This is a genomic window from Argonema antarcticum A004/B2 (genome assembly GCF_023333585.1).
Classification (GTDB): domain Bacteria; phylum Cyanobacteriota; class Cyanobacteriia; order Cyanobacteriales; family Aerosakkonemataceae; genus Argonema; species Argonema antarcticum.
The window spans coordinates 41,442-60,608 of the sequence record NZ_JAIQZN010000007.1 but is presented as its reverse complement, the minus strand read 5'-3'; the positions used below and the strand labels follow the sequence as shown (position 1 = coordinate 60,608).

Annotated in this window: 12 protein-coding genes; 4 read left to right on the top strand and 8 right to left on the bottom strand. The window is 44.9% G+C overall.

Going from position 1 to position 19,167, the window contains the following annotated elements; genetic code table 11:
• The first annotated feature begins 147 nt into the window (after nucleotides 1-147).
• The gene (locus tag LAY57_RS04730; protein ID WP_249065150.1) at nucleotides 148-1,899 is read left to right on the top strand and encodes a DUF3685 domain-containing protein; all 1,752 of its coding nucleotides are present in this window, start codon (nucleotides 148-150) and stop codon (nucleotides 1,897-1,899) included.
• 809 nt (nucleotides 1,900-2,708) lie between these two features.
• On the opposite strand, the gene LAY57_RS04725 is transcribed toward LAY57_RS04730, so the two are convergent.
• Nucleotides 2,709-3,524 carry a type 1 glutamine amidotransferase gene (locus LAY57_RS04725; protein ID WP_249065149.1) on the bottom strand — a complete coding sequence of 272 codons (816 nt, stop codon included), beginning with the start codon at nucleotides 3,522-3,524 and terminating at the stop codon, nucleotides 2,709-2,711.
• 186 nt (nucleotides 3,525-3,710) lie between these two features.
• A complete protein-coding gene (locus LAY57_RS04720) occupies nucleotides 3,711-5,120 on the bottom strand; it encodes a MurT ligase domain-containing protein (protein ID WP_249065148.1) in 1,410 nt (469 codons plus the stop codon).
• A gap of 296 nt (nucleotides 5,121-5,416) precedes the next feature.
• Here LAY57_RS04720 and LAY57_RS04715 point away from each other — a divergent pair, with 296 nt between their 5' ends.
• Nucleotides 5,417-6,487, top strand: coding sequence for a T4 RnlA family RNA ligase (locus tag LAY57_RS04715; RefSeq protein WP_249065147.1), 1,071 nt, complete (start codon nucleotides 5,417-5,419; stop codon nucleotides 6,485-6,487).
• A gap of 320 nt (nucleotides 6,488-6,807) precedes the next feature.
• On the opposite strand, the gene LAY57_RS04710 is transcribed toward LAY57_RS04715, so the two are convergent.
• The gene (locus tag LAY57_RS04710) at nucleotides 6,808-7,458 is read right to left on the bottom strand and encodes a hypothetical protein (RefSeq protein WP_249065146.1); all 651 of its coding nucleotides are present in this window, start codon (nucleotides 7,456-7,458) and stop codon (nucleotides 6,808-6,810) included.
• Nucleotides 7,459-7,909: 451 nt separating this feature from the next.
• On the opposite strand from LAY57_RS04710, the gene LAY57_RS04705 reads away from it, so the two are divergent.
• On the top strand, nucleotides 7,910-8,494 hold the full coding sequence (locus LAY57_RS04705; RefSeq protein ID WP_476727008.1) for a L,D-transpeptidase: 585 nt from the start codon (nucleotides 7,910-7,912) through the stop codon (nucleotides 8,492-8,494).
• A 356-nt stretch (nucleotides 8,495-8,850) separates the two neighbouring features.
• Here the strand turns inward: LAY57_RS04705 and LAY57_RS04700 are convergent, their stop codons facing one another.
• The 5 genes from LAY57_RS04700 to LAY57_RS04680 form a co-directional block, all read right to left on the bottom strand.
• A complete protein-coding gene (locus tag LAY57_RS04700) occupies nucleotides 8,851-9,930 on the bottom strand; it encodes a PstS family phosphate ABC transporter substrate-binding protein (protein ID WP_249065145.1) in 1,080 nt (359 codons plus the stop codon).
• Nucleotides 9,927-11,417: a cyclic nucleotide-binding domain-containing protein gene (locus LAY57_RS04695; protein WP_249065144.1), complete on the bottom strand. Its 1,491-nt coding sequence runs from the start codon at nucleotides 11,415-11,417 to the stop codon at nucleotides 9,927-9,929. The genes LAY57_RS04700 and LAY57_RS04695 overlap by 4 nt, the downstream gene beginning before the upstream one ends.
• A 74-nt stretch (nucleotides 11,418-11,491) precedes the next feature.
• On the bottom strand, nucleotides 11,492-14,245 hold the full coding sequence (locus LAY57_RS04690) for an adenylate/guanylate cyclase domain-containing protein (protein ID WP_249065143.1): 2,754 nt from the start codon (nucleotides 14,243-14,245) through the stop codon (nucleotides 11,492-11,494).
• Nucleotides 14,246-14,340: 95 nt separating this feature from the next.
• Nucleotides 14,341-16,194, bottom strand: coding sequence for a CHASE2 domain-containing protein (locus tag LAY57_RS04685; RefSeq protein WP_249065142.1), 1,854 nt, complete (start codon nucleotides 16,192-16,194; stop codon nucleotides 14,341-14,343).
• Nucleotides 16,195-16,297: 103 nt separating this feature from the next.
• Nucleotides 16,298-17,128: a FecR family protein gene (locus tag LAY57_RS04680; RefSeq protein ID WP_249065141.1), complete on the bottom strand. Its 831-nt coding sequence runs from the start codon at nucleotides 17,126-17,128 to the stop codon at nucleotides 16,298-16,300.
• Between the two features lie 334 nt (nucleotides 17,129-17,462).
• On the opposite strand from LAY57_RS04680, the gene LAY57_RS04675 reads away from it, so the two are divergent.
• A complete protein-coding gene (locus tag LAY57_RS04675; protein ID WP_249065140.1) occupies nucleotides 17,463-19,133 on the top strand; it encodes a sensor domain-containing diguanylate cyclase in 1,671 nt (556 codons plus the stop codon).
• Nucleotides 19,134-19,167 lie beyond the last annotated feature (34 nt).

Here is a 19,167-nt window from a genome sequence, read left to right as displayed (position 1 = left end):
ACCTCTACAGCAACTCTGAAACAGCCCCTATGGCCATTATGAGCCAAGTTTTTGCGTGGGAATTTACTATAGTCATTAGTCATTGGGTAGTCGGTAGTGGGTACGAACTGTTAAATTTTCACAGTAATAACTAATGACTAATGACTAATGACTAATCTCAATTTACTCCTAATTGACGATGACCCTATCTTCAGAGAAGGTCTGCGTGTTGTTGCGAGTCAGTTTCCCGACCTGCAATCGATCGCTCTTGCCCGATGTCTTCAAGATGCTTTACAGATTCTCCAAAGCGGTGAGCCCCCCGTCACTCTAGTCATTTTAGACTTAGGCTTGGGTCGTTTGCCAAACGATCTGTCGAACAGATCTGAATTCGATCTCGATCGAATCTTAGGGTTAGAACTCTGTGGGCAATTGAAAACCCAGTACCCCCATCTGCCGATATTGCTGCTGAGTTCTTTTTTAGAGCCGGTGCTGCTGGCGGCAGCACGGCAACTGGGTGTTGAGGGCTATTGCCCCAAAGGTTGTGCTGTTTCCGAATTAGTCGATGCTATTCGTCAAGTGGCAGCCGGTCAATCTTATTGGCCTTCGGAGTTGATAGGGGCACCTCTGGCGGGTATACCCAGTCTGCCGTCTCGAACTCAAGCTGGTGTGTTGCCAACTCTGTTGAATAATATCCGCTTGTCTGGAGTGCGGCAAATAGAAGTTGCTCTGGCTTCTGTGACGGACTCTCTCCAAAACGCTAGACTGTCTGCGCTAGACAGGGCTATTTTGGCTGGACGGCGGCGCGAACTCAAAGCAGCTCGTGGCTTGCTGAACAAGCTGTTAGGGCCACCTACGATCGTATTGGTGATGCCTCAGAACAGCGAAGCAAGAAACGAGGGATCTCTTGAGCGGGGGACTTCGCTTTCTACTCTGGATCTCGATCTCTCAGGCGATACTTGGCGATCGCAGTTGTTCGACAACACTTTCGCCAAAATCCAGTATGGCGTGCAAAACCTGACTAACGTCCCTTTGGAAATCGATATTTTCAGGTCAGAAAAAAAGCGGGAATTGCTTAATCTGGTTTTGCGAAAGTTAGAGGATGTCCTGAATGACCTCCGCTTTTCCCAGGTTCAGCCGAGTCAACTCCAAGAATTGCGCTCTGCTATTTTACAGGATTTGTGGCAGACTACCGCTACAGACTTTTTTGGTAAATACTACACCCTACGAGTGGGAGAGCGCGATTTGGAAGTTGTCAATATTATATTGCAAGACACGCAACTTGTCCAGATAGAAATACTGAAAAAGATTCCTTTGGTTATCGATTTATTTTCTTATCTGTTATTTGAAACGCCATTGATAGTTGATAATGTTTCCTACTCAGTTGGAACGTCGTCAGCGCTGGCACGGGCAGAATTATTACTGCAAAATTTAGTTATTCAAGTTGCTAATGCTGTAGTGCAACCGCTGTTGAATCACTTTGCAGATGTAGAAACGATTAAGCAAAATTTTTACGATAGAAAACTTATTTCTACTAGAGAAATCGAACGATTTAGGAACGATTTATCTTGGAAATATCGATTAGAGAAATATGTACTCAATCCAACGGCAATTTTTGAAAGTCGATATAATTTATTTTTTTTAGACGGGATTGGCATTATAAAAACTTCTATTTATACTCCTCGTGTTGGAGAATTAAAGCAACTTTCTGGTATACAATTGGCTGTGACGTTGGCGTTGGAAACAAGGGATGCGATCGCGCCTCGTCTCCAGGCAGTAGTTGCTTTCATCGGTAGCGCTGTTGTTTACTTGCTGACCCAGGTTGTTGGCAGAGGTATCGGCTTAATTGGGCGGGGAATTCTGGAGGGAATTGGTAACTCTTTGCAAGAAAGTCGGTTTGGCAAAAATAGTGATCGTAAGTAGGTCAAAAAAAGTCACTCATTCAAAAGTCAAAAGTTAAAAGAAAGAATAGTCCTCAGCCCCCAGCCCTCAGCCCCCAGCCCCCAGTCCATAAACGATCTTAAAAAAAATATTAATTTTGATCCGGGGGATTATTTTTGTGCTATAATCAAAAAGTATCGTAATAGCTGGGTAAGTGAGATGTAGCAATACATTTTTGCTTCCTTAGTGCAAAGGGAAATTAAAAGCGGAGTAACTTGCCGATCGCACTAAGGAAAAAACCGCTATGCAATCACTTATCTATACAAGCAGGTAGCCCTGAATACAGCTAGCTAAGCCAATTATTTAATGAAGTTGAGTAACAATTGAAAGTACAAGCGTTGAATATCCAGGTTGGCGATCGCATCGTTGCCTACTGCAACAACAAGAAGCAGATCTGCACGGTCAAACGCATCATAGATCCGGATCAGGCCAATATTACACTCTCAGTATTCACGGCTGAGCATTATCGCATTTCAGTATTACGAGTAGTCAGGTTCCAGCGAGACGCTTTAGTTGATTTGGCAAACTAAAAATCTATATCCAAACCTAAATGAATGCCAAATTAGAGGCGGATTTGGTGGAACAGCGCCGGAGATATTATCGTGCGCGTGAGGCGAGTCGAATTGCAACACAAAAAAAAGAATCTGAATCATAATCTCAAAGTACAAATAACCAGGCGTATTTTTTCTTTCTACTAATTTGAACAACCAGAAACCCGGTTTCTCCAAGAAACCGGGTTTCTAAAGACGCGGCTGTTTTACGTTTAATTATGCCTATCTACTTACCTGCTATCAGCGTTTTGCAGCAGCAACAGATTCGCTAACACCCAACCGCTTAAACATCGCCGATCGCGCCTGCAACGCCAGGGTATCATCCAACGGTGACAGGGATACGGAAATCTGATATTTTTCTGCCAAAGCTGTCTGAATTAACCAATCTGCCAAAAAGGGATTCTTCGGTAAAACTGGGCCATGAGAATAGGTAGCGATCGCATTTCGATAAAATGCACCTTCCATACCATCCTCACCATTATTGCCATAACCTGCGATCGCTTTTCCCAGCGCTTCTACCTTCCCCAAATAAGTTCTACCGCCATGATTTTCAAACCCGATCACCACAGGGGGTTTACCCAGCATCGCTTCTAGTTCCTTTGCTAAACGAGATGCTGTGATCTCAAATACCACATTACCGATACAACGCCGCGCATCGATACCGGGATGCTTACTCACAAAATCAAATAATCCCAATCCTTCAATTCTTTGACCGATCGCCGGTTCGTAATAATGGCCCAGCAACTGAGGGGCCCCACAAGTAAAAACTCCCGGTGTCCCAGCTTCAATTATCTCCCGCAACGCCTCAGCTTTGGCACCACGCAAATCGCGCATCACAATTTCTTGCTGTCTGTCTTGTGCGCCGCCGCCGACTAATAGATCCACTTTGTGAAAATCTGCAACTGTTGATTGCAAATCGAGGGGCAATACTTGTACATTATATCCCCGCCATTGAGCGCGTTGTTGCAAGCAGATCGCGTTACCGCGATCGCCATACGTACTCATCAGCGTCGGATACAACCAACCAATTGTTAATTCTCTGTTGTCATTAATCATTTGTTATTAGTTATTAGTTATTAGTCATTGGTCATTGGTGATATCATGTCCGGTAGCATCGGTTATCTAAAAAATTCCGGCGATCGTTCTTATCTGTGTTTATCTGCGTTTATCTCTCTTCATCTGCGGTAAAAATTCAACCAATGATTACCACAGACAAGGCCGATGTAACCGGATATGATATTATTACAGAATTTTCCGTCCGATCAGCAATTCCCGCACTTCAAGCATTGCTGAATAAGTCGGCAAAATGTGCAGCGTTTCGCCATCTGGGGTGTATTCGAGTGCGGTTGCGATCGCGTCTTTTAAATCTTCTTCGATCATCAATTTGCAGCCGTTGTTCTCATCATTCTGGCTGTAACGCAGACGCAGCGCCATATCGTAGACGCGATCGCCACTCACGACTATAGTTCCTCCCGAAGCCACTAACTTTTCTGTATCCACATCCCAAATCCAAGATACATCCGTACCATCAGGCGTTCTGTCATTTAGCACCATCAGCGTTGTAGACGCACCGCCATCACTCTTGATTTCGTTTACCGCACGGATGGTTTCGTTCATTCCGACGGGATTTTTAGATAATAAAATCCGCACCCGCTTCCCAGCAATTTCTAATTCCTCAGCGCGTCCAAAAGCCGCCTTGAAATCTTTGATACTATCGCGAATGTTCCGATCGTCTATGCCAATTTCTTGGGCGACTAACACCGCCGCCAGCGTGTTGTATTTGTTGTAAAGACCGATCAGAATTTGCGGCCATTCCCGGCTATCAATACTTAGTTTGCTCTTAGTAAAACCGCACTTAGGACAATCAAAATCACCCTGGTGAGAAAGATAAACTCCCTGATAATTCAACGAATGACCGCAGCTAGGACAGTAAATTGAGTCAACAGCATGGGGAATTTCATCAAGATAATATTTCGGCTCGTTTAAGCCAAAGAATAAGACGCGCTGGGGCAATTTCTGACCCAAATGAGAAAGAGTAGGATCGTCCGCATTTGCGATAACGACAGTTTCCAAAGACATCGGTGAAATGGCTTTCTGCCAGCGCTGGCTAATCGTATCTACCTCTCCATAGCGATCGAGCTGATCCCGAAACAAATTCAAACATAAAATTATCCGAGGCTGACAGGAGTGCAAAACCAACGGCAAGATATTTTCATCCACCTCCAGAATTGCGTAATCAGCAGAAACCTTACCCGCCAAATTGGTATTTTCCAGCAATGCGCCAATCAACCCGTTTACCAAATTAGCACCAGTAGCATTATGAACTACCCGCCATCCTTGGCGTTCCAGCATCGTCCGCAACAGCAGCGACGTGGTGGTTTTGCCATTCGTACCCACGATAAAAATAACGCCGTGCTTCACTTGGCGGCACAGCAGTTGCAGTATCTGCGGCTGAACGCGACTGGCGATTTCTCCGGGTAAAACGCTAGCCGCACCCAGTCCCAGCAGGCGAACAAGAGAAGCGATCGTGCGTGCAGCTGACACCGCTAGGCTTAGTCGCAGTCCATTTACCAATTGCATTCCTACTCTGACATCCTTAACGATCGAACATTTAGGCAGGGAAGCCGTGCCTAAGATGCTCTTTACATCCACAAAGCCACAAAATCCGCCTGGGGTTGCCCCTCAGTTGTCTTGGCGGCGATTCAAATCTAAGACTGGGAGCAATTATACCCTACTTGACTGCAATTATAGTGCTTTTCTGAGTATAAGTACTTAAAATAAATTTATAGTACAAAGTACTATAAATGTAGTATGCTTTTTCCAGATCCTAAGATCGGGCAAAATTATAGCAACCGCCAAGGTAATTAGGACGTTCTTAATTCCTGAAACGTTCGCGGATTATAAAGCCTTCTGACCCTAGTCCCTAGCAAAAGAGCCCCTAGCTATATATGAAACTAATTGAACATTTAACAGAATATGGATTAAATCGTCTCACTACTGAATTTTTTATTAGGGTAAAAAGGCATACTATCTATCCTAATTTAGTTTTGCTAAAATATGATTCTATCTACTCCCCATTAAGTGAAAAAGTAGTGCAGCAATCTAGAGGGATTATCCTAGATGAAGCAAAAGATTGGTCGGTCATTTCTTATCCATTTGATAAATTCTTCAATTATGGTGAACCTAATGCCGCCCAGATAGATTGGTCTACGGCAAAAATATATGAAAAACTTGATGGCTCTTTAATGGTGTTATATTTTAATCCTTATGCTTCGGAGTGGGAAGTTTCCAGTTCAGGCATTCCCGATGCTTCTGGCTTTGTTAATGCTTATAAATTAACGTTCGGTCAGCTATTTTGGCAAACCTGGAACGAGCTAAAGTATCGGTTACCTGAAGAATTGAACTATTGTTTCATGTTTGAATTAATCACGCCTTATAATCCGATAATTGTTATACCTAAAACCTCTGCGATCGTATTACATGGCGTCAGAAATTTATCTACCTTAAAGGAAGATAGCCCCGATCAATTTGCCGAAAAATATGGTTGGCAATGCGTACAACGTTTTAACTTTAATTCTTGGGATGTTATATTAGCAGCATCTCAAAATTTAAACCCTTTAGAATTAGAAGGGTATATTGTCTGCGATGATAACTTCAATCGGGTGAAAGTTAAATCGCCTGAATATGTGGGTTTGGCTCATACAAAAGGCAGTCTGCATCCGCAGCGCTTATTAGAGGTAATAGTAAACGCAGAAGGAGAGGAGTTTTTAACTTATTTTCCCGATTTAGTTCCGGTATTTAATCGTATTAAAGCTAAATATGACGCTTTAGTAGAGGAAATACTAGAAAGTTATCAGGCTATCGCATTTATAGAAAGTCAAAAAGACTTTGCTAGTATAGCGCTGACAAAGCCTTACTCTAAAATTCTCTTCGGTCTGCGTAGCGGTAAATTTTATTCTGTTAAAGAAGGGTTAAAATCGCTGACGATTGGTAGCTTGTTATCTCTTATTCAGATTTAAGTAGGTGGGCATCATTAAACGTAAAACTGTCAGGCCCTTAGAAACCGGGTTTCTCAGAGAAACCCGGTTTCTGGGAGTTCAGTTTATTTACGCCCACCTACTTAATTTATCAATAGACCTCTTGCAAAAGTCTATTTTTAGCTGTAGGGGAGAAGCATTTGCGCCCGGATTTATCGATGGAATCAGGGTTTTGATCCGCAAATGCTTCGCCCTTCTCCGATTTATGCAAGGGGTCTAATGTCGATCGCAAATTTTGATTAATAGAATTGGGGATTGGAAAAAAAGTACTTTTTACTTCCCCAATCCCCAGTCTCCACAAGTTACCAAAGGGCTCTTACTGGCCGACTCGGCTGAGTTGTTTCTGAAGAGGTTGTATCGGGTGTAGACTCAGTGTTTTGATCTACCACCTGTCTCGACTCTTGCATATCACCAGTCGTTTGTTCGGTGGTTTGCTGGACGCTAGAGGGAGTCGTAGTACTCCTGCGAATAGTTGTTTCTTCGACCACGCGGCGACCTTCTGTTCTGGTGGTCATTTCTGCCTCACTGGCAGCTTCGGTGCTGGTCGTATCTGCTGAAGTAGAAGATGCTGAGCCTGCACTGACAACTTCAACCATCAGATTACCGTCCTTCATGGATGTCATAATTTCCATTCCAGGCCGCAATCCCAGGCGATCCCTTTCGGCTCGGCCTATCATAACATCTTTGGTTTCACCGTTCGGCATCTCTAGCGTTACCACGTTGCCGACAATACTTTTGATCGTGCCTCTCATGCTAGCGCTATTCATGCGATCGATCTGCGCTAGAGCTTGTCCCTCTGCTTGTTTCCCAGATGGGCGTGCTAGAGCCGGATATACTGCCACTAGGGAAAGCAGCACCGACAGCGTTGTACCTGCCAATACTTTTGTTTTCTGAAGACGCATGACAACCTCACTTTTACGAAAATTGTACAACTGACTCAGCAGTTTATTCAATCCTGGTTGGTAAAAAACTGATAAAATCCGAACATCCTCCAGATTTTAACGCAGCTGGGTTGGCAGCAACTCTATCTAAAGATATCAGCCCTTTCTACAGCACAGGTCTTGAAACCTTGATTTTTCAAAGCCCACAGAACTGGATAAATGGGAATCAACAGCCCAGCAAACGATTGATACTCTGCGCCCTCCGAAAGTGAGCTTTTTGCGTCCGCGACCTTTAATCCGCAGTTCATTCTCAGTAATCCATTGTTATTTGTCAATTATTCATGACTAATGACCAACGACTAATGACAGCCAAAAAGCGAAGTTTTTGGCCTCGTGAATTCTAGCTATACTATACAGGATTTTGATTAAAAGAGTATTAAGACAATATTTAGATACTATAATATGTAGCCGATGAACTAATAAAAGTCTGAACTCTGCTTGAATTGTTTGCAAAGGATGATAGATGAAAGGAATGGTGAGAGGAGAATCCCTATCTCGAAACTGGATGCTGTTCTGCTTTGGGGCAGTAATTTCACTAAGTTCAGCTCAGCGGCAGGTTACTGCCTCTATACTAACTACTCAAGAGGCAACGAAGAGTGAGACACAACTTCAGCGTCACATACCTGCTTTTGTACAGCCATCCTGGTTTAATCCCACTCAAAATACTAATTTGACGATCAAGTTGAGCGATCGCCGCGTCTATGTTTATCGGGACAATCAAGTGCAAGCAAGTTACCCGATCGCTGTAGGTAAGGCAGGTTGGGAAACCCCTACAGGCACCTTTAAAGTTCTACAAATGTTACAAAATCCAGCTTGGGAACATCCCTGGACAGGACAGGTGATCCCTCCAGGGCCAAATAATCCTTTAGGCCCTAGATGGATTGCTTTTTGGACTGACGGTAAGAATATGATTGGATTTCACGGCACCCCGAACGAACAGCTGATCGGACAGGCAGTTTCCCACGGTTGCGTGCGTATGCGGAATCGGGATGTTATGGCTTTATACCAGCAGGTGACTGTAGGTACAACCGTCACAGTACAACGCTAGTCTAGCCTTGCAGAAATCATCTCCTTTTATAGCAACCGACGAAAGTCGGTTAGGGCAACTCCAACTCTTACTTCTGGTTCATAATCCCTTACTTCGTCAAGCTTTTCCCTCTTCCCTCAACGCTCGCCCCTAGCACTCTTAGCCCCTAGTCCCTAGCTATAAATAGGGGTGACTGGTAAAATCCAGTCACCTTTATGATTTTTTTAATAGAAAATTTGATTCCAAGACTTACGCAAAAATCCTGATTTAGCCCCCCTAACCCCCCAAATCTGGGGGGAATAAGTTTTTTCTCCCCCCAGGTTTGGGGGGTCGGGGGGGCTAATGCGTAAGTCCTGGATTCGTCAATTATGGCTAAACTACTCCTTATTATCCTTCACTTGCAAAAATTTAGTTTTTGACTCATTCAACACGGTTGGTTTGATGGGAAAGTAGCCCAGACTAGAAACTTCTTCGCTCACATAAGTCAAGTAATAATTAACAAACCCCTCTACTTCGGGTCGTTTCCGAATCGCTTTGGCATCTGCATAAATGTACAAAGAACGAGTGAGAGGATATGCTGGCAGGAAAGGATCTACTGTATCAATAGCGATCGCCTTCAGCTTATCTCTGTTTTGTATATAGGAGCCATACTCTAAAAAGCCAATCATGTAGGGATTGATTAAAGCTTCTGAGTGCAACTGCTCTACAAAGTCATAAAATATCGTATTGGGAGCATTAATAATTTGGCTGATATTTCCCTTGAGAATAGCTTGGGAAAACAGGTCAACTGAGCCTCCAGTACTAACCCCAGCTGGGATAATGCGTTTAATCACTTCCGTTGGCCATTTAGGATTCACATCTGACCATTTTTCGACAGTGAATACCTTTGCCAGTTCGTCGCGGGTCAGACTGTTTGGGACGAATTTATTCTGAGAACTAACTACAATGGTGACTGCATCAATGGCAATTGGAAAGCCTATTGGCTTAATACCTGACTTAGCACAGGTGGCTAACTCCTCACTGGTAATCGGGCGAACCGTATTGACAATATCTACCTTTTTATCCTCACAAAGTAGCTTGAAACTAACTCTGGTATCAATAGCAGAGAGCGCGATCTTGTTGGGGTAGCCGTCTTGGATAAAGCGTTGAGCAAGAGCCTGACTAATCGGCAAAACTACCGGAGATCCTGATATCGCCAGTGTTCCCTCCAGTTCCAGAGGATTTACTTCCGGCAGCACAATACCCTGTTTAGCTGAGCCTTCGGTTGAGGGGAGTTTAACTAATTTACTCTCGACCTGTTGAATACCTAAGTTTTCTGTTGAGGTGTTGTCCGCACTGGCTCGATCGTCAATCTTCGCTTTTGAGGTTGTTGACTCTGAGGCGCAGGCTGTCAATACTAAAACCATGCCGCTCAAAAATAAGCAAATCTTATAAACCTTGGCTCTGATTATCTTCATGATCCCGCTCGCACCCGCCGACCATTGTTACTAATTAATGGACTCGCTCCATCTTTGATTCCTTTGGCAAGTCGAACCATCTTTTTCCGTTCTTCGATATACTGAAGAATCTCTGAGGCAAATTTGTTGTTAGATTCGATCGCTTCGATAATCTCGTCCGCTGGAATCACCACAACCTCAACATCCTCATCAGCAACAGCTGTAACTGGACTTACCTCTCCTGGAAAGATAGCCATTTCACCAAATGCTTTGTTAATTTCAAGTCGATCCACTATCTTGCGGTCACCTCGCTCGTCTTTTAGGTAAGCCTGTCCCGTGCCTTTGAAGATAACATAAAGTCCTTCGTCTTCCTTACCTTCCTGAATAATTAACTCACCCTTACCGTAGGCTTTAAATCTAGCTCTTTCTGCCAGTTTCTCAATCTCATTATCATTAAGGGTCGAGAAATAAGGCAGCGATCGCAAATAAGTTGCCACTTCCTGTTGGCGATTCTCAACTACTTGCGGAATCTTGCTCGGTATCCCTTGCGTCGCATTCAGACTGTACTGCGCTTTCATCGCATAAGGCATAGTAAAGCCATAACGCTTGGTCAGATAATAAAGCCGGGATTTAAGTTGTCCAGAAACGTCCTCATCTTCTTCCGGCACTATTTTGTATGAAAGGTCGTAAGTGATACTAGAGTCTCCATAGGAACTAACCTCAGCAAAACCTTCAGATTCGATCGCATCTATGCCCTCCACCAAGCTATTTAGTGCTGGAACTACCACATTAGGAGAGTCGTTGTAAGAAAAACTGACAGAAATACTTTTCCAGATTGCCCCTTGACCGTAATTGATAATGCTTGCCTTGGACAACTCCCCATTTGGAACGTTTATTTTAAAGTAAGGAGTTCCAATAGTGACCGACCACCAATTTTGCTCAACTATCCGCCCTTCCTTTCCATCTACCTCAATCCAATCACCCGTTCTAAACGGTTTAGCAAATAGCAGCAGTAATCCTGACACCAGGTTACTGAGGGTATCTTGCAGCGCTAGGGCAATTACTGCTGAAGCTAACCCCACAGTGGAACCCAAGCCACTCAAATCTATATTCCAAACTCCATTGATAATCTGATAGCCAATTGCTAGGATCACTACACCCCTAGCGATCTGAAAGAACAGGTTAGGTACATGAATTTGCCATTTGATCGGTTGCTTTTTTGTGGTCAACAGAGCGTTGATTAAAGAAAGTCCCGCCACAATAACGGCAACCCAAGTTAATGTTTCTACCAAACGTGCCCAGGAATCTTTGTCAGCGACGCTTAAAACCTGCCGCATTACCAATAGCACGGCTAAGGGAGGTAACAAATACTCCCGCACCTGACGCAGACCGACTGCTAAGGGGTGCTGCTGCCGTTCCAATCTTGAGGATGCTTCACCAAGTAATATACTCAACAATGGGAATCCCAGACCCAAAAGCAATAGCCATCCCAGAAGTGATTTATCCATGAGAGTTTTTTACGAACAATGAACAGTGAGTACTAAGTATGTTTCAGCCGCTTTCAATTAATGAGAATTTTGTTTTATACACCTATCTTTTCCAACTCAAGTTCTGCTGCTGCTTCTTTCATAATTTCGCTCAGGAATGCGTAAGCTTCTTCCCATGCCTTTCGCACTGGCGTAGTAAACTCTTCACCCAATCCTTGCGCTAATGTCCACAGCAACGCCTCGCCGACAATATCGTAGTATTCAGCCTTGACACCAAAACCCGCATGGTCGCGACCCAACTTCTGGACGACGGGGATAATCTTATTTGGGTGACGTAAACCTTCCACGCAGAGAGCAAGCGTAGCCATTAGCTTACGCTCCTGTTCTTTCATATCTCCCTTAAATAAAGGACGAAAAGAAGGTTCTAATTCAAACAGTCGGTTGTAGAATAGTTCGGCAGCCTTATCAGCGATGGGCTTCACTTTGGCGAAGGATGACTGAACCAAGTCCACCTGACTCGTAACCAACTTTTTGGCGGTTACCAACGTCCAGGTTTGTACATTTCCTAAGTTTTCAATATTCACCGATGGGTTCTGCACGAATGTGAAGCTATCTGCTACCCGTTCGTACACGCTCTGAGTTAGTAAAATATAGTTCAACTCAGTTTGGCTCTGTAAACGGCTTGCCAAATATACCGTTTCCCCCCAGATGCTGTAACTAAATTTCTCGGTTCCGACTACCCCTGCTGCGATCGGACCTGCATGAATGCCGATGCGTAAACCCAAAGCAAAATTACGACGACCATTCTCCCGGCGTTGGATAATGTCTAACATGGCTAGGGCAAAATCAACAGTTCGTTTGCTATGGTCAAATCTGGCTTGGGTGAGTCCACACACCGCTACGTAATCTGTAGTGATGGTGTTTTGCCGTTCTACGCCAAAATGTTCTGCTGCTTTGTCAAATTCATCAAATAGTCTGGTAAGGAGTTCTGTTACCTCTGTGGGTGACATTTGCTTGCTCAACTCAGCAACACCTGCCAGATGAGCATTCAGGATGGTTACTTGCTTGAGGCTGTCGGCAATGAGCAATTCTCCTTGTTTTCTGCGATCGGCGATCGCTCTGGGTAGAATATTGTGCAACAGGATATCGTTCTCCTGCTTGTTGATTTCCAGATCTTCCTCTGTTTGGCGTAATTTGTTCGCTACCTGTTTGAACTCTGTTGCCAATTCCCCAAACTCATCTTGTGACTTTACCTCAACTTCCCCATCCAGTTCCCCAGCAACAAGTTTCCGAGCGTTTTCAGTCAAGCGACGCAGGGGAGAGGTAAAAATCCTGGCTGCAACTTCCGCTAAAAACGCCGTCCCCAGTAAGAAAAGCGCCGCCGCAATCAGCAAAATTACCTGTAAGTTGTAAAGCGGACGATAAGCTTCCCCCACCTCTATTTCTGCCAGAATCGCCCAATTTAACCCGTTCAACTGCAAAGGAGCGTAGGAACTCAATACCTCTACCCCCCGATAGTTGCGGTTTACCATCATACCTTGTTGCCCTTCTAAGGCGGCTTTGGCGGCTGGACTGTTGATTTTCTGTAAAGCAATGGTAGTGTTGAAGTTCTCCATCAGTTCGAGAGTTCTCTTGTCAGTCCCCATGTTACGAACAACATTTTGATATTTTTTGGGGTCTTCAACCCAAAAACGGGATGTCGATCGCATTAGGAAATCAGGCCCAACTAAATAAGCTTCCCCCGTTTTCTGCAAACCACTGCCTTCCCAATTATTATTCCGGCTAATAGCTTTGTCCATCTTTTCAATGGGAATTTGCACTGCCAAGATGCCAATCATGTTAGAACCGCTATAAATGGGTGTTGCTATGAAAGCGGCTGGAGCATTATAAGAGGGACGGTAAGGTTTAAAATCAGCAACCTGAATGCTACCTTGTGTCGGATTTGTCTGGACTGCCTGCACTAAACTTGTTAGTGAACTCTGGGAATAAAAACCCTGTAGTCTAGTAGTGGCAAAATCTGTTTCTTTAAAATAGGAATAGACTATATCACCTGTTTTATGATTAATCAAAAATACATCGTAATAACCGAATTTTTGGACAATCCCTGCAAAGATTTTTTGATATTTGGCATGAGCTTTGGTGTAATCGCTGCCATCACCAGCATCGAGGAGCTTGTCTTTTTTGCCGAGTGTATTTGGATTAGAAGCAATATAGTAATACTGGAGATAGCGAGCCGCTTGTGCGGTGGGAATATAGACGCTGGGATTCAGTACTTCAGGGTATAGATTCTTTTGCAACTGAGGAAAGAATTTTTCGTTGTAGTAAGCATCCAAAGCTTTATCCCATTCGGGGGGAATAAAGTTGCTCTCCAAGATGCGGTAACCTGCATTCAACTCTACCATCGCTTTCACAATGTTGCCGTCTGCTGCCAGCATCCCCACTTGGCTGTTCAAATTTTCAAAGTACGACTCAAACTGTTCGGCTTTGGTGTTGCTGATACCTTCAAGTTGCTCGGCGATTTTGTTTCTGAGGGTGGCTTGTGTTTGATACCAACCAATCCCACTAACTACCATTACAGAACCGAGGCTAACTAATAGGAGCAACGCTTGCAGTTTGGATTTAATTGTCCAGTCACTGAGTTTTAGATTAATTAGGGAGCGATTACGGAACTTACGCAGGTGATTTTGGGGATTTAACATCTTTTTTATTAATCTTGATGGTAAATAGTTAACCTGTTGCTTATCTCTCTTTGAGGAAGTTATCTCCACAGACGTTAATTCCCGACTGCCCATCGGTATGCGATTTACCCCAAAAACTTGGGTGGGAGTACATAGGATATTGACTAGCATTTTACTACTAATTTAGCATACTAAGTACGAATGAGCCGAAAAGACTAGGATGGTGCGTTACGGCTGTGCCTAAAGCACCCTACTTTCCTCTAACCTCATTTTTCCCCTAAAATCGTGTAAATAATCGTCTCTTGCTGGCGTCCCCGGAGTTGGATGGTTGTGACTTCTTCAGCAAGATAGCGATCGCTCACATAATCAAAAGTTTCGCCTGTGAGGAGTATTTTATAAGGTTTGTCAGTAGTTAACTCTTTATTCATCGCCTCCAATCGGGCCGCTACATTAACAGTATCTCCAATCACAGAATAATTCAGTCGTCTAGAACCGCCTACACTACCGGCGATCAGTGGGCCTGTGTGAATGCCAATCCCAAACTGAATTACCGGCTTATCTTCTGCTTTCAGACGCTTGTTTAGCTGTTTGAGGCGTTCGTGCATGGCGAGACTGGCTGCGATCGCATTCATCGCATCCTGTCGAATTTCTTCAGGTTCGGTGTGGGGAAAGGGTACGCCAAAAACGGCCATAATCGCATCACCAATGTATTTATCCACGACACCGCCACGATCCATAATGCAGTCAGTCATCGCATCCAAATACTGGTTTAGCCAACTAAGCAACTCGCGGGGAGAAAGTTTTTCTGATATGGTGGTGAAACTTCTAATATCCATAAACAAAACAGTTGCTGTCAGTTCTTGGGCTTGCAGTTCACCCTCGTCGATAATCTCGTCTTTACGCTGCCAAATCAAGTTAGCCGTTTCCGGCGCAACGTGCTTTTCAAACAGGTTCATCAGTTGTTGCCTTTCGTACTGTTCTCCCAGTTGCACGCCGATTGCAGCTAACAAGATTGTGCCAAGCGGTGCAGCAATGGGAATCCACCATCGATCAAAACTGAACCCCATTAAAGCGATGACTAACCAAGTTATCGGCAACAAAAATACGATCGCAATTCTTCCCTTCAAATCTCGATGGAACAGCAGCAAACTTGTCCCTGGGCCGAGCAAAAGTAACAGCCCAATTTCCATCGTCTTTGGCAGTCTTTGCAGCAGTCGGTGATTGAGCAAATTATCAATTACCGCAGCATGGAAATAGACTCCTGACGTTGGCGGTTCTAAATTGTAGGGCGTCCGCAACGGATCTGCTAAACCTGTGGCAGTAAAGCCAACTAAAACAAATTTACCTGCAAAATCTTTGGGTTCAAACCGACCTTCCACAACATCAACAAAAGAATAAGTGGGTGGTGATTTTAGCTGCGGCACATTTGGTAAAGATTTAACCGTTCCCGGCCAATTGAGCCAAACTTTTTGTAATTCCTCTCCTTTAACTGGCCCAGTGAAAGATACTGGTTGGTTTGGATTGTTGAGGTTGTACACCTCAATCAGAGCAGGGCCAAGCCCAGGGATAGAATCTTCTGGCCCGTTTATCCAGATTGCCGCCGAGCGGGTAACGCCATCGGCGTCAACTTGGTGGTATATCTGACCTTGATTAGCGGCTGCGTCTGCTAATTCTGCTACGGGTTCGAGGAGGTTACCTTGATTATCCCAAGCCCTAGCTAGTACGACTTTACCGTTAGCTGCGATCGATGAAGCAAATTGGGCATCAAATGAACTTGGATCGATAAACTTTACATCAAAACCGATCGCAGCAGGCGGAGATTTTTCCAGCGCTTGCAATAGTTGCGCGTAGCGAGTCCGCTGCCAGGGAAATTGACCGTATTTCTCCAAACTTGCTTCGTCAATCGCAATTACTGCAATTCTCTCATCCCAGTTTCGATGAGGCAAAATACTTATTTCGCGAATTTGAAACAGCTTATTATAGCCAATTTGTTCCAGGCGTTCCCAGCCGCCTAGATGCAAAATTCCTATAGATAAAAGCGCCGCAACTCCACCTGTAAGGCAGGGAGAGCTATTGGAAAAATAACGCCGCAGACGCTGAATCCAGCTTTTATGTACCATAAAGAACAGGTAATTTATAATAAATTTAAGATTTTATATTTTAAATTTCAGATTTAAAATTGGAAAAAAAACAATTTTAAATCTGAAATCAGCAATTATCCTTCTAAGGAGCTACCAGTTCATAAACTTGTTCTTCGCCCAAGGGATTGCGAACCATTAACCTCAGAAGACCATTGGTTGGAAGTGGAACAACAGTGTCGAACAAACCCGTAGGACTAACATCTACAGGCAGATCGTTGAGAAAAACCGAATTAATTGGATTAACAGATCCACTCACCCGAACTTTACCAGTATCTGGTGCTGGCAAAATTTGTAAGCTGACTCGGACATTTCCAGATATCAAACTGGGGGTTGTAGGAGGGTTTCCCGGTACGATAAGAGAAGCATAGCCCTTACTGACCGCTTGGGTTCGATCGGCAGCGCTGACTGCGACTATCCCATCCACAGTAATAACCCGCGTTTCGCCGTTGGGCAGAACTTCAACCACAAACTCTGTACCGCGCACTCCGGCAACCCCACCTGGTGTTTGAATGGAAAAGCGCGATTGAGGGTTGGTAAAGCTGCGAACTTTGGCTCGCACTCGTCCCCTATTCATTGCCAGATCCGTGGTATTGGAACCATTACGACCTCGGCTGAGATTTTTAACTCGGACATTGGTGTTTTCTGAAACGTCAAGGTTGCCAATGCCATTATCTACCGCCAGTTTAGCGCTAGAGCCATTACCAGTGGTGATGCCTTCTCCCGATCGGCGGAGGCGATCGCCCACTTTTGCAGGGCGTCCTTGCAAAGCTTTCAGAGGTTCGTAACCATAACTTACGTTGCCGCTAACCTCGACTACTTCCAAATAAGGCTCTTGACTCAGCCGTGGAGCCCCACCGCCAAACACCGGCACTGAACCGGCTATTAAGATCCCCGCTACTAGCAATAAGCTCAAGATTATAGTTCTAGGTGCCCTGAACAAATGGGTGAGTTTCTTCATGTTTGGCATTTACAGTTATGCTGAAGCTGAATTATTCTTGATAGTTCCATATAAGACGCATCAACTTAGGAAAGTGTCCCACTAAATACCCGATCACGCTGCAAACGATCCGATCTGATTTTTCTGAGGACTTGCACTAATTTTTGATAGCATACAGAGAATATCTCATAATATGATACCAGGTGGCAAAGCCGCAAATGCTGGTCATCAGTCAACCTGAACCTTAAAAACTCAGAGTATGGGGCTCTTACAGTTGCCCAAATAAATATGTATAATCACTCAAACCAGTATGCTGGAAGCGCTAGATCCGATCGAACTCAATGCCTCCATAGAAGCTTTGCAGCAAGTAGTTGACGAACGGACAACAGAACTTTCGCAAGCCAACAAGCAATTAGAACGGGAAATTCAGGAGCGCCAGCAAATAGAGGCGGCACTGCGGTTATCGCAAGCTCGTCTGGCTGGAATTCTCAATATCGCCGAGGATGCCATTATCTCGGTAGACGAACAAATGCGGGTTCAACTTTTCAACCAAGGTGCAGAAAAAATCTTTGGTTACACCGCCGCTGAGGTTTTATACCAGCCAATTGACCTGCTTTTGCCTTCTGGCTTCACCACAGCTCATCGCCAGCACATCTTTACCTTGTTGCAATCCACTGATGTTAGGCCAAAAATGGGAGGGCGCCGGGAAATTTGGTTGCGGCGCAAAGATCGCACCGAGTTTCCAGCTGAAGCTTCTATTTCCCAGATGGATGTGGGAGATGGAACCGTCTGGACAATTATCCTGCGGGACATTAGCGATCGCAAGCAAACCGAAGAGTCGCTGCGACACCAAATGGCGCGGGAGCGGCTTGTGGCAGCAATTTCCTTGCGAATTCGTCAGTCGTTGGACATAAACACAATTCTCAATACCACCGTCGCAGAAGTGCGACAATTTCTCAAGGCCGATCGAGTGATGATTTATCGTTTTAACGCCGATTGGAGTGGGGTTGTGGCGGTAGAATCTGTTGGCCCTGGCTGGACTACCATTCTGCAAACAGCAATTATAGACCCCTGCTTTGGAGAAAGTTATGTCCACCGTTACCGAGAAGGTCGCGTCCAGGCTATTGAGGATATCTACACCGCTTCTTTGGATCGGTGTCACATCAACTTACTATCTCAGTTTCAGATCAGAGCCAACTTGGTGGTTCCCATTGTAAAAGAGAGCAGGGGAGCTTTTGTGCAGGAGAGCGAGAGGGCAAAAGAGCGGGAGAGCGATGTTTCCTTCCCTCCCTCACCTACGCCCCCATTTCATCTTTGGGGGCTGCTGTCGGCTCATCAATGTTCTCGGTCTAGACAGTGGCAAGAGTGGGAGATAGACCTGCTCAAGCAACTGGCAACGCAAGTGGCGATCGCACTTCAGCAAGCGGAACTATACCAACAGTTGGTAGCAGTGAATCAACAGCTGCTGCAATTAGCTTCTTTAGATGGCTTAACCCAGGTAGCAAATCGTCGTCGGTTTGACGAATACCTAAACTCTGAGTGGCGGCGGCTGGCACGGGATAAAGAGTCGCTTTCCCTGATTCTTTGCGATGTAGACTTTTTTAAAGCTTACAACGACACCTACGGTCATATAGCAGGAGATATCTGTTTGCAGAAAGTTGCCGAGGCTCTAGCTCAAGCTACCAGACGCCCTGCCGATCTGGTAGCCCGTTACGGCGGCGAAGAATTTGCCGTGATTCTGCCCAACACCGATGCTAATGGGGCGGTTTGCGTAGCCCAGGAGATCCGCTCCAAGATAGCAGCTTTGGAAATTGACCATCCCAAGTCTGGCGTAAGCAAGTATATTACGCTCAGTTTCGGAGTCGCCAGCACCGTTCCTGAGCATCAATCCTCTCCTGGTAAACTGATTGCAGCCGCAGACGAAGCGCTCTATCAAGCAAAAGCACAAGGGCGCGATCGCGCGATCGCCCACACTACCTGAAAGTACTTTCCCCTTTCGGAAAGCACAAGTAGTG